Annotated in this window: 10 protein-coding genes; 4 read left to right on the top strand and 6 right to left on the bottom strand. The window is 72.6% G+C overall.

Translation table 11 applies throughout. The features are described from left to right. Position 1 precedes the first annotated feature (1 nt). Positions 2 to 1,495: a protoporphyrinogen oxidase gene (gene hemG, locus ACWD2L_RS18255; protein ID WP_351331589.1), complete on the bottom strand. Its 1,494-nt coding sequence runs from the start codon at positions 1,493 to 1,495 to the stop codon at positions 2 to 4. 181 nt (positions 1,496 to 1,676) lie between these two features. On the opposite strand from hemG, the gene ACWD2L_RS18250 reads away from it, so the two are divergent. Together ACWD2L_RS18250 and ACWD2L_RS18245 are read left to right on the top strand one after the other, a co-directional pair. Beyond that, positions 1,677 to 2,603: a DUF4349 domain-containing protein gene (locus ACWD2L_RS18250; RefSeq protein ID WP_351331588.1), complete on the top strand. Its 927-nt coding sequence runs from the start codon at positions 1,677 to 1,679 to the stop codon at positions 2,601 to 2,603. Positions 2,604 to 2,658: 55 nt separating this feature from the next. After that, entirely contained in the window at positions 2,659 to 4,044 is a 1,386-nt protein-coding gene (locus ACWD2L_RS18245) for an FAD-dependent oxidoreductase (protein WP_351331587.1), read from the top strand. A 20-nt stretch (positions 4,045 to 4,064) separates the two neighbouring features. On the opposite strand, the gene ACWD2L_RS18240 is transcribed toward ACWD2L_RS18245, so the two are convergent. The 5 genes from ACWD2L_RS18240 to hemE all read right to left on the bottom strand — a co-directional run bounded on the left by ACWD2L_RS18240 (position 4,065) and on the right by hemE (position 10,302). Continuing rightward, entirely contained in the window at positions 4,065 to 5,036 is a 972-nt protein-coding gene (locus ACWD2L_RS18240; RefSeq protein ID WP_351331586.1) for a LysR family transcriptional regulator, read from the bottom strand. 18 nt (positions 5,037 to 5,054) lie between these two features. Then, positions 5,055 to 6,272, bottom strand: coding sequence for an acyl-CoA dehydrogenase family protein (locus ACWD2L_RS18235; RefSeq protein WP_351331585.1), 1,218 nt, complete (start codon positions 6,270 to 6,272; stop codon positions 5,055 to 5,057). A 236-nt stretch (positions 6,273 to 6,508) separates the two neighbouring features. Further along, positions 6,509 to 7,702 (bottom strand): CaiB/BaiF CoA transferase family protein, encoded by a 1,194-nt coding sequence (locus ACWD2L_RS18230; RefSeq protein ID WP_351331584.1) that lies wholly within the window; start codon positions 7,700 to 7,702, stop codon positions 6,509 to 6,511. Further along, positions 7,699 to 9,078 carry an MFS transporter gene (locus ACWD2L_RS18225; RefSeq protein ID WP_351331583.1) on the bottom strand — a complete coding sequence of 460 codons (1,380 nt, stop codon included), beginning with the start codon at positions 9,076 to 9,078 and terminating at the stop codon, positions 7,699 to 7,701. The genes ACWD2L_RS18230 and ACWD2L_RS18225 overlap by 4 nt, the downstream gene beginning before the upstream one ends. 135 nt (positions 9,079 to 9,213) lie before the next feature. Beyond that, positions 9,214 to 10,302 (bottom strand): uroporphyrinogen decarboxylase, encoded by a 1,089-nt coding sequence (gene hemE, locus ACWD2L_RS18220; protein ID WP_351331582.1) that lies wholly within the window; start codon positions 10,300 to 10,302, stop codon positions 9,214 to 9,216. Between the two features lie 213 nt (positions 10,303 to 10,515). On the opposite strand from hemE, the gene ACWD2L_RS18215 reads away from it, so the two are divergent. Beyond that, positions 10,516 to 11,139: a DUF3000 domain-containing protein gene (locus ACWD2L_RS18215; protein ID WP_351331581.1), complete on the top strand. Its 624-nt coding sequence runs from the start codon at positions 10,516 to 10,518 to the stop codon at positions 11,137 to 11,139. 307 nt (positions 11,140 to 11,446) lie between these two features. After that, positions 11,447 to 12,109 carry a response regulator transcription factor gene (locus ACWD2L_RS18210; protein WP_351331580.1) on the top strand — a complete coding sequence of 221 codons (663 nt, stop codon included), beginning with the start codon at positions 11,447 to 11,449 and terminating at the stop codon, positions 12,107 to 12,109. Positions 12,110 to 12,198: the final 89 nt, after the last annotated feature.

Genomic DNA, 12,198 nt, shown 5'->3' with positions numbered 1-12,198 from the left:
CTCATTCTCCTGCTCCGCCGTGCATGCTCTGCACCGGGTCGGCCTTCAGCTCGTCGAGCGCGGCGGAGTCGCCGCCGAGCATGTCCACGGCGGCGTACGCGCCGGCGATGCACGCCGGGATGCCGACGCCGTCGTACGCGGCTCCGCACACGGCGAGGCCGGGCACGGCGGCGATGTGCTCGCGGATCCGCTCGACGCGGGCGGCGTGCCCGACGGGGTACTGGGGCAGCCCGTCCTTCCAGCGTGTGACGTGCGCGGCGACCGGGGCGGCGCCCATGCCGGTCGCCTCGCGCAGGTCCTGGCGCGACAGGTCGATGAGGTCGTTGTCGTCGCGGGCGAGGTCCTTCTCGTCGCCGTAGCGGCCGACCGAGGTGCGGACCACCATCAGGTCCGGGTTCTGCTCGGCGATCCAGCCCCACTTGCGGGAGGCGAAGGTGGCGGCCTTGATCGTGTGGCCGTCGACCGGCGGGACGAGGAAGCCGCTGCCCTCGGGGAGGTCCGCCTCCGACTTGCGGAACGCCATCGTGATCAGCGCCATGGAGGCGTACTCGATGCGGCGCAGCTCCTGCGAGGCCATCGGGGACGCCGTGCGCAGGAGGCTCGCGGCGGCGCGGGCCGGCAGCGCGACGATCACCTGGTCGGCCTCGAAGACACGCCCCGACTCGGTGCCGAGCCGCCAGATCGCGTCGCGCGTGGTGAGCGAGGTGGCGCGCTCGCCGAGCAGGATCTCGCCGCCCTTGGCGCGCACGGCGTCGGCCACCGCGCCGGGCAACGTACCGATGCCGCCGTCGATGCCCATGAACACGGGGCCGGTCTGCTGGTTGGCCGCCGCCCGCTCCTGGATGGCGCGGACCGCTTCCGTCAGCGACACATGACGCCCCGCCTCCTCGAACAGCTGCGGCACCGCGCTGCGCATCGAGATCAGGTCGGCGTCGCCCGCGTAGACGCCGCCGAGCAGCGGTTCGACGAGCCGGTCGACGACCTCGCGGCCCAGGCGCGCGGCGACGTACCTGCCGACGGCCGTGTCCTCGCCGAGGTGGGTGGGCGGCAGGTGGTCGTCGCGGCGGATGCGGCGCAGGCCCTCGTCGGAGAGGACGCCCTCAAGCGCCTCGGCGGTGCCGGGCACGCCCATGACGTGGCCCTTGGGCATGGGGCGCAGGGCGCCGCGGGTCCAGATGGAGGCGGTGGCCGTGGACGGTGGCTGAAGCCGGTCTCCGAGGCCCACCTCGCGGGCGAGGCCGACCGCTTCGGGGCGGCGGGCCAGCATCGACTCGGCACCGAGGTCGACGCGCGCGCCGGCGATCTCGCCCGTGCGCAGCTTGCCGCCGAGCCGTTCGTCGGCCTCCAGGACGGTCACGTGCACCGGCCCGCCCCGTTCGCTCCCGGCGAGCAGTCGGTGGGCGGCCGCGAGGCCGGCAATTCCGCCGCCGATGACGAGGACGTTCCTGCCCCGCCTGCCCCGACCCGTCTTCGTCACAGTGTCCGCTTCACGCATGCCCCCACTTTGTCAGAACGTCAGCCCCGGATTGACGCGTGCCGGGCGCGCGCCGGGCACGCGTTCGACGTGTCCCGACCGTGACCGGTTCGGGACCGCTCGGCAACCACCGTTCGGGCCGCCCGCGCGTCGAAGGGACGTCCGACGACCGTCACGTCCACATCCCTCGGGGGTTACGTCCATGCACCTTTCCCGTTCCCGTACGAAGACACGCACCGGGCCACGACGCCCGCTGACGCTGCTCGTCGCGGCGCTGTTCGCGGTGGCGCTCGCGCTGACCGGCTGTTCGGGCGGGGGTGGCGACTCTGGGAGCAAGAGCGCCGCCGACGGCGACGACAAGGGGGCTTCCCAGAGCGACCTCGGCGCGGGCGGCGGCAGGTCCGGCTCCGCCGGTCACCAGGCCAAGAAGCCGCCGAAGCTCACCGGCGTCCACGTCATCCGCACCGCGCACCTCTCCGTGCGCGTCAAGGACGTCCCGGACGCGCTCGACAAGGCCCGCACCGCCGCCGAGGACGCGGGCGGCATGGTCGGCGACGAGACGACCGACCGGGACGGCCACGGCCACGAACGCTCCCGCGTGACGCTGCGCGTACCACAGGAGTCGTACGAGGACGTGCTCGGCCAACTCGCGGGCAGCGGGCGCCTGTTGGAGCAGAACCGGACCGCGAAGGACGTCACGGATCAGGTCGTGGACGTCGACAGCCGGATCAAGTCGCAGCGGGCGAGCGTGGCACGCGTACGGGAACTCATGGACCGGGCCGAGAAGTTGAGCGACGTGGTGACCTTGGAGGGCGAACTGGGCACGCGCCAGTCGGAGTTGGAGGCACTCCTCGCCCAACAGGACTCCCTCAAGGACCGCACCTCCCTCGCAACCATCACCCTCCGCCTGACCGAGACGCCCCCACCTCCGGCAGACACCGACCCGGGCTTCCTCGACGCCCTGTCGGCCGGCTGGAACTCCTTCACCACGACGCTGAAGTGGATCGGAATAGCTGTAGCGGCGGTACTGCCGTTCGCGACGCTACTGGCGTTGGTGGCGTTCCTGATCGCGCGATTCATCCGCTCCCGCAATCAACCATCCGCCAAATCAAGCCCCGCCGGCGATTGAGGCGCGGGATCCGGGGCAGCGCCCCGCGACGTCAACCCCGGGTTAGCGTAAACAGATGACCACCGACACCGCGCGCGAGCGCCTCGTCATCATCGGCGGCGACGCCACCGGCATGTCCGCCGCCTCCCAGGCCCGCCGCCTCAAAGGCCCGGACGACCTGGAGATCGTGGCCTTCGAACGCGGCCACTTCACGTCGTACTCGGCATGCGGCATCCCCTACTGGGTGGGCGGCCAGGTCGCCGACCGGGACGAGCTGATCGCCCGGTCCCCCGAGGAGCACCGGGAGCGCCACATCGACCTCCGCACCCGCACTGAGGTCATGGAGATCGACGTGCCGGGCCGCCGCGTACGTTCCCGTGAACTCGACGGCGGGGCCGAGTCCTGGACCTCGTACGACAAGCTCGTGATCGCCACCGGTGCCCGGCCGGTCCGCCCCGACCTGCCCGGCATCGACGCGCCGGGCGTGCACGGCGTGCAGACGCTCGACGACGGCCAGGCACTGCTCGACACGCTGCGGGCGGCGAAGGGCAGGCACGCCGTGGTCGTGGGCGCCGGGTACATCGGCGTGGAGATGGCGGAGGCGCTGATCCACCGCGGGTACGAGGTGACGATGGTGAACCGCGGCGCCGAACCGATGTCGACGCTCGACGCGGACATGGGCCGGCTCGTGCACGAGGCGATGAGCGGCATGGGCATCACCATGGTCGACGACGCCGAGGTGACGAAGATCCTCACCGGGGACGGCGGACGGGCCCGCGCGGTGGTCACGGACGACGCCGAATACCCGGCGGACGTGGTCGTGTTGGGGATCGGCGTGCGCCCGGAGACGACCCTCGCGCGGGACGCCGGGCTGCCGCTCGGGGCGTCCGGCGGGCTGCTCACGGACCGGTCGATGCGGGTGCGCGGCCACGAGGACATCTGGGCGGGCGGCGACTGCGTGGAGGTCCTGGACCTGGTGTCGGGCAGCGAACGCCACATCGCGCTCGGCACCCACGCCAACAAGCACGGCCAGATCATCGGCGCCAACGTCGGCGGGGACTACGCGACGTTCCCCGGTGTCGTCGGCACGGCCGTCAGCAAGGTGTGCGACCTGGAGATCGCCCGCACGGGCCTGCGTGAGAAGGACGCACGCCGCGCGGGCCTGCAGTACGTGACCGTCACCATCGAGTCGACGAGCAGGGCGGGTTACTACCCCGGCGCGGCGCTGATGACGGTGAAGATGCTGGCCGAGCGGCGCACGGGCCGGCTGCTCGGCGTGCAGATCGTGGGCCGCGAGGGCGCGGCGAAGCGGGTCGACGTGGCGGCGGTCGCGCTGACCGCGGGCATGACGGTGGAGCAGATGACGGCCCTCGACCTGGGCTACGCCCCACCGTTCTCACCGGTGTGGGACCCGGTACTCGTGGCAGCACGCAAGGCCGTGGCGGCGGTCCGGGCCGGCTGACACCGGCTCTGACCGTCGGATCAGAGCGCCGCCTCCCGCGCCGCGGCGACCGCGTCCACGAGGCCGAGCCCGGACTCGCTCCCCGCCGCGATGGCGTCGAACCAGTTCCGCAGCGCGTCGCGGACATCGGCCACGAACTGCTGCGCGGCGGGGGCGAGTTCACCGGCCCGGTGCACGACGCCGAACGGCGACTCGATGAGCGGGTCGGTCTCGACGACCTCGGCCCCGGCGTCGAGCGCCGCCGCGCACATCCGCAGCGGCAGGAACGCCTGGAACCCGGACCGGAGCACGAACGTCAGCTGCGCGTTCCTGCTGGGCACGGTCGCACCGGTCGTCGGGTCGACGCCGTGCGCGGCCAGCGCCGCCTGCACGGCGTCCTCCTCGTTGCGGGTCACCTGGCGGCGGGCGAGCGGCAGGTCACCGATGGCGGCGAGGGGGACGCGCCGCGCGCCCGCTCCCGGCCCGCCGTGCCCCGGTGGGCGTACCAACAGCAGCCGCTGCACCCCCAGTTCGATGAAGTCGAGATCGCCGCGGAGTTCGTCGGGGGCGAGCGTGAAGCCCAGTTCGGCCCGCCCGTCGGCGACCGCCGCCACGAGTTCGTGCCGGGAGCCGACCTCGCTGATGTCGAGCCGGACCGCCGGGTACGCGCGCGTGAACCCACCGGCCCAGGACGCCACCGCCTCCCCGGACATGTCGGGCGTGCACATCACCGTGAGCACCCCGCCGCCGACCTCGCGTGCACCGCGCATCGCGTCCTGGACGGCGACCACGTCGTCGAGCACCCGCCGGGCCAGCGGCACCAGCTGCAGGCCCGCGGAGGTCGGCACGAGGCGGCGCGCGGTGCGGTGGAACAGCTCGACCTTCAGCTCGCGCTCCAGGGCCCTGATGGATCCGGAGACGGTGGGCTGCGACAGGTACAGGCGTTCGGCGGCGCGCCCGAGACCGCCGTGGTCCACCACGGCCAGAAACTGCTCCAGCTGCCTCAGCTCCACCGGGTCTCCTTTGAAGTGCTACACCTCCACGGCTGCTCCGCGGGTCACACGGTAAGTGTCCGGAAGCGTCCCGTCCACGCCGACCTGCCTGGTCACGGCCCTGCCGAGGTTGCGCTCGTGGACCGGGGACGACCCCTCGTAGATCCGCAGCGCCCGGACGTCGCGCCACATCCGCGGTACGGGGTGGTCGCCGACGATGCCCTCGCCGCCGAGGAGCTGGACACAGCGGTCCGCGACGCGGCTCGCCATCTCGGAGGCGAACAGCTTGGCGGCGGCGATGCGGTGGCGCGGCACCGTGCCGGAGTCGAAGGCGCGGGCGGCGTCCAGGGTGAGGGCACGGGCGGCCTCCAGGTCGGCGAAGCAGCGGCCGAGGTCGGCCTGTACGGCGCCGAGTTCGGCGAGCGGCGCCCCGAACTGCTCCCGTCCCGACAGGTGCCGGGAGGTCTCCTCCAGCATCCGGGTGGCCTGCCCCACGCAGGTGGCGGCGACGTGCAGCCGGGCGTGGTTGATGCCGCGCAGTGCGGCCTTGAACCCGGCGCCGAGTTCGCCGCCGAGCAGCGCGGAGTCGGCGACCCGCACCCCGACGAGGTCGATCTCGGCGACCGGCGCCTCGGCGTGCCCGTTCATGCGGGTGGGCAGCCGGGTCGTGACGCCTTCGGTGTCGCGCGGCACGAGGAACGCGGAGACGCCCGCGGCTCCCTCGCCGGGCTCTCCGGTACGGGCGAACACCACGAGCTCGTCCGCCCAGTGGGCGTTGGTGATGTACCGCTTGTGCCCGTCGATGACCCAGCCGCCGTCGGACCGGCGCGCGGTGGTGCTCAGCGACCCGGCGTCCGAGCCGGCGCCCGGCTCGGTCAGCGCGAACGCCGTGACGTGCTCCCCCGCCGCCATCTTCGGCAGCATGCCCTCGCGCTGCGCGTCGGTGCCGTGGTCGAGGATCGCCTGCGAGCACAGTCCGATGACGGTGGAGAACCGGGAGCGGTACACGCACGACGCGCGGGTGAACTCCATGGTCAGCCGCACCTGTTGGCTCATGGACCAGTCGAGCCCGCCGAGCCGCCGCGGTATCGACACACCGAACAGTCCGTTCCGGGCGAGCGCTTCCAGTACGTGCTCGGGGACGGCCCCGGCCTCCACCATCTCCTGTTCGGCGGGGATGAGGACGTCGTCGGTGAGGGCGGCCACGCGGGCGAGGTAGTCCTCGAATCCGAGGGCGAACACGTCGGGGTCGATCATGTGGGTTCCTCCTGTGGGGTGGTGCGTAAGGGCTGTTGTGCGGGACGGAATGCGGCGGCGGGTCCGCGCCCACGCCACGGGGCTCCGCCCCGGACCCCGCGCCTCAAACGCCGGCGGGGCTGGAAAGACCTGCTCGATCGCCGCAGGGGCTTGAGTTGCCGCCTTGGGCGGCAGGGTGGGCAAGGCGGCGCCCGGGTGCCGCGCCACGATGACGAGGGGCCAGGCCCCGGCGGACCTCACGGCCGCACCGCGAGGTCCGCCGCCACGACGACCCCGCCGTCGACCAGCGCCCCGATCTCCCGCTCGCTGCGCCCGAGTTCCGCGAGGATGCGCCCCGTGTGCTCACCGACGCCCGGCGCCGGCGGCGTGCTCCCGGGACGTCGCCCGCCCACCGAGAACGCGGTGGTCGGCGCCGTGTGCCCGGCGCCGCAGTCCGCGATCAGCCCGGAGGCCCGTACGTCAGGGTCGTCGGCGAGCTCGTCGAAGCGCCGCACGGCCCCGCACACGATGCCCGCGCCTCGCAACCGCTCCAGGGCCTCGTCCCGGTCGAGCCGGCCGAGGGTGTCGTGCAGCAGACCGAGGAGTTCCGGCCGGTGCTCGACCCGCGCGGGGTTGGACGCGAACCGCGGGTCACCGGCCAGCTCCGGCCGCCCGATCACCTCGCACAGCGCCGCGAACTTCTCCCGTGTGTACGCGGAGAGGACCAGCGCCCCGCCGTCCCGGGTCCGTACGAGGTCCGCGGCGGGCGCCGCCAGCGCCTGCCCGTTGCCGCGCCGCGTCGGCACGCTGCCGCTCAGCTCGTGCTCGGCCCAGGTGGACGCCTGCGCGTGCACGACGGCCTCCATGAGCGAGGTCTCCACGACGTCGCCCCGGCCGGTGCCCGCCCGCTGGAGCAGCGCGGCGAGGACCCCCGACGTAAGGGCCTGCGCCGCCAGCACGTCCGCCACCGCGAAGCCCACCCGCTGCGGATCCCCGTCCGCCTCCCCGGTGAGGTCCATGACGGCGAACTCGGCCTGCGCCGCGATGTCGAGGCCGACTCGGTACGCCGAGGGCCCCCGCGTACCGAACCCGGTGACGAAGCCGTAGACGAGGCGGGGGTGGCGGGCAAGCAGGGCGTCCGGGCCGAGGCCGAGCCGCTCGCTGACACCGTGCCGGAAGTTGTGCAGCAGCACGTCCGCGGTGCCGAGCAGCTCGCGGACCACGGCCTCGCCCGCGGGCGCGCGCAGGTCGACGGCGATGCTGCGCTTGCCGCGGTTGTTGGCGCGGACCATCGCGGTGCCGAAGGGGCCGATACCGCGCGCCTGGTCGCCCGCGAGGGGTTCCACCTTGATGACGTCGGCGCCGAGGTCGGCGAGGTTCTGCCCGGCGCCGGGAGCGGCGATGTACTGCCCGAAGTCGAGTACGCGCAGTCCGTCCAGTGGGCGGCTCATCGGGCCTCACCCGCCAGGGCCCTGCGGCGCGCCGTCTCGGCGAGCAGCGCCTCGCGCGAGCGCGCCGGGTCCAGCAGCAGCCCGCCCGCGACGGCGAAGACGCAGATGGTGATGCCGACGACCAGGAACCCGTCCGCGTACCCCTGCGAGACCGTGTCCGCGGCATCCACGATGACGCCGAGCAGCCACGGCGCGACGATCCCCGCGACGCTGTACGCGGCGATGATGCAGCCGAAGAAGCCGGGCCGGTGCCTGCGGGGCAGGAAGTCGGCGGCGCCCGCGAAGGCGACGGAGAACGCCACGCTGTTGATGGAGAACGCGGCGACCACGAGCGCCAGTTGGAGCCCGCCCGGCGGCACCTGCGTGAAGGCGATCATGGCGACGCCCGCGAAGCACAGGTAGCCCATGGTCAGGAACCCGCGCGCGGCCCGCGCCGAGCGCCCGGCCTTCAGCATCCGCCCCGAGATCAGCCCGGCGGTGAGCAGCACGACGATCGCGAGCCCGTACGGGAGGGTGGCGAGAAGCCCGACGGTGCCGCGCGAGTAGCCCATCCCGTCGTGCAGGAACGACGGCAGCCAGGACACCTTGAGCGAGGAAATGAGGTACCCGGCGAAGGAGAGCAGGGCGAGACCCCAGAAGCTGCCGGTACGCAGGAGCGAGATCAACGGTACGTCGATGTCACCATCGCCAAGCCCCGCCGGCGTTTGAGGCGCGGGGTCCGGGGCAGAGCCCCGCGGCCCCATCCCCGACTCCCTCCGCGTCACGACCAGCCACAGCACGGCCCACACGGCACCGCTCACAACTAGCACCACGAACGCCGCATGCCACGTCCACGTGACGATGACCCACGTGAGTAGCGGCGTGGCGACCAACGGCCCCACGGAGGAACCCGCGTTGACGACCGCTCCCGCGAACGCCCTCCGCTCCGACGGGAAACGGTCCGCGACGACGGACTGGCACAGGGCGTGCGCCGGCCCCTCGAAGAACCCGAGTACCATCCGCGACGCGATCACCACGCCCACCGTGGTGGGCACCGTCAGCGGCGCCATGCTCGCCACCCACGCGATCATCAGCCCGGCCGCGGACCAGCGCCAGCCGATCCGCCGGAAGAACAGCGCGAGGACGACCGCGCCCGCCGCGAACAGCCAGAAGAAGGCGCTCGACATCAGGCCGTACTGGGCGGCGGTGAGCCCGAGGTCCTTCTCCAGGTCGGGCGCGGCGAGCCCGATGGCCGCCTTGTCGGCGAAGTTGAGGGTGAAGAAGGCCAGCAACAGGCCGATGATCCACCAGTCCGCCGACGACACACCTCGACGGATTCCGGGCGACTTCGCCGTCCCGGCCCCGGCCGCCGCCTGCGACGCTGCATGCGCGGTCACGTCCACCTCCACGGTCCCGCACCACCGGATGGGGTGGCGCACCGCACAGGCAATCGGAGGTGGCGGGCGCGAACAATGGCCGATTTCCGCAGGGCCCCTTCGGGGATTCCGAAGGGAGCCCGGCGGCGGCGCGAGCTACTTGGCCGTCTGCGTGTGGACGTACTCCACGAGCCGGGTCAGCGCGTCCGGGTCGGTGTTCGGGGGGACGCCGTGGCCGAGGTTGAAGATGTGGCCCTCAAGGCCCGCGGCGGCGTCGAGGACCTCGTCGGCCTTGGTCTCGATGGCCTCGGGAGTGGAGAACAGGATGGCCGGGTCGAAGTTGCCCTGGAGCGTCTTGCCGGGGCCGACGCGGCGCGCTGCCTCGTCGAGCGGGACACGCCAGTCGACGCCGACGACGTCCGCGCCGGCCTGGCCCATGAGGCCGAGCAGCTCACCGGTGCCGACGCCGAAGTGGATGCGCGGCACGCCGTAGGAGGCGACGGACTCGAAGACCTTGGCCGACGCCGGCATCACGGAGCGCCGGTAGTCGGCGGGGGCCAGGGCGCCCACCCACGAGTCGAAGAGCTGGACGGCGCTGGCGCCGGCCTCGATCTGCACCTTCAGGAACGCGGAGGTGATCTCGGCGAGGCGGTCGAGCAGGTCGGCCCAGAGCTGCGGGTCGCCGTACATGAGCGCCTTGGTGTGCTCGTGGTTGCGGGACGGGCCGCCCTCCACGAGGTAGCTGGCGAGCGTGAACGGGGCGCCCGCGAAGCCGATCAGCGGCTTCTCGCCGAGCTCGGCGGTGAGCAGTCCCATCGCCTCGGTGACGTACCAGACGTCCTCGGGGGTGAGGTCCCGCAGCTGGGCCAGGTCGGCGCGCGAGCGGATCGGGTTGGCGATGACCGGGCCGACACCGGGCTTGATGTCGAGGTCGATGCCGATGGCCTTGAGCGGCACGACGATGTCGCTGAAGTAGATCGCCGCGTCGACGTCGTGCCGGCGCACCGGCTGCATCGTGATCTCGGCGACCAGGTCGGGCCGCATGCAGGAGTCCAGCATCGCGATGCCCTCGCGCACCTTGTGGTACTCGGGCAGCGAGCGGCCGGCCTGGCGCATGAACCACACCGGCGTGTGCGGCACGGGCTCGCGCCTGCACGCCTTGAGGAAGGCTGAATCCCGCGTCGCCTTCGTGGGTTCGTACGTCGCTGACGGCTGTTGGCCCGTGGCCTCGGTATTGGCACTCACACCCGAAAGTTTCGCACGCCCGCCGCGCCGCCTGTGAAGGACATGGGGAAGGGGCTCCGAGACGGGTGTCCCTCCCCACGGGAGGGCCTCGCTCCCCTTAACCTTCCCGGCATGGCTTCGGCTCAGGGACAACGGTCGGACGACGGGCGCGACGACCACGACGACACAGGCGGGAAGAGTGAATCGGTGCGGGAGGGGCAGAACGCTCGGGACATGAACGCTGCACAGGAGCACGACCCCACCCCGCCCGCCTTCCGCACGGCGGTCGACGCCCTGCGGTCCGCGCGGCTCCGCCCGGAGATCGAGATCGACCCGACGCGGCCGCCGCAGCGCCTGGCCCCGTTCTCGTACGCGCTCGAGGCCGCGGTCGTCGACGGTGACGAGGATCTGGCCGACGGGCGGCTCGTCCTGCTGCACGACCCGGCGGGGCACGACGCCTGGAACGGCACGTTCCGGCTCGTGACCCTGGTCCGGGCCGAACTCGAATCGGAGATGGCGGCCGACCCGCTGCTCCCGGACGTCTCGTGGTCCTGGCTGACGGGCGCGCTGGAGGCCCGCGGCCTCTCCTACGGGGAGCCTTCGGGCACGGTCACCCGCGCGAGTTCGCACTACTTCGGGGGGCTCGGCGACCGGGCGCCCGCCTCGCAGATCGAGATCCGGGCGTCGTGGACGCCGCGCGAGGGCCTCGGTGGCGTACCGGACACATCGGCGCATCTCGCGGCGTGGTGCGAGGTGCTGTGCCAGATCGCGGGCCTGCCGCCGGTGGCGTCCGCGCCACAGGGTCCGGACGGCGCGGTGGTGACGCTGCCGCAGCGGCGGGGGCCGCGTCCTTCCTGACCACCGAATCGCAGGGGTCTTTTTCGGCCGCGTCGGAGCAGCTCCGACGCGGCTTTCTCATGTTTCGGGTCCTTTCGGAATGGCCCCGGTCGGTCCGATTTGGTTCGATTGGATGCGACTCGCGACTATTCGGCACCCTTTCGAATGATCGCTAACGTGTCCGAATTGCTCGCATTGTTACTCACCAAATCGTGATCATTCTCTAAAGGCCCCGGGGTTTGGTGCCGAAGGACCCAGTGACCTTGAAAGCACGGTTCCTCCCGGCTTCATCCCCGAGCCGGCTCCGTCCCGCACCCCAGGAGGCCTGGTGTCCGTTCTCCTCGAGCAGCCCTCAAGCCTGGTCGCCTACCGCCCGAACAAGCCGACCGCGATGGTGGTCGTGGCCGACCCCCGCGTCCGTTCCACCGTGACCCGCCACCTGTGGGCGCTCGGTGTTCGTGACGTGATCGAGGCCTCGTCCGTCGCGGAGGCTCGTCCCCGCATCGGCAACCCCCGCGACATCTGCGTCGCCGACGTCCACCTCCCCGATGGATCCGGCCTGACGCTCCTCTCCGAAACCCGAGCCGCGGGCTGGCCCAACGGGCTCGCCCTCTCCGCCGCCGACGACATCGGTGCCGTGCGCAACGCCCTCGCGGGCGGCGTCAAGGGCTACGTCGTCACCGGTACCCGTACCAACATCGGCATGCCCACCCGGCCGGGCGCCGCCCCGATCGGCGCCGCGGCCGCGCGTATGCACCGTCGCCCCCCGGGTGCCCCGAGCCACCCGGGCGGCTACCGCGAACTGTCCGGCCGCGAAGTGGAGGTGCTCCGGCTCGTCGCCGAGGGCCAGTCGAACAAGGCCATCGGCGTCTCCATGGGCCTGTCCGCCCTGACCGTGAAGAGCCACCTCGCCCGCATCGCGCGCAAGCTCGGTACGGGTGACCGGGCGGGCATGGTGGCGGTCGCGCTGCGCACCGGCATCATCCACTGATCACCGTTTCCCCGACCCACTGATCGCCCAGTGGCCGGATTCATCCGGTTTACTTCGGCACGGCGCCCGTCGACGTAACGTTCCGTCGA

The organism is Streptomyces sp. NPDC002754 (genome assembly GCF_053592315.1).
Note: the sequence above shows the minus strand (reverse complement) of the source record. Positions and strands in the feature narration are given on the sequence as shown.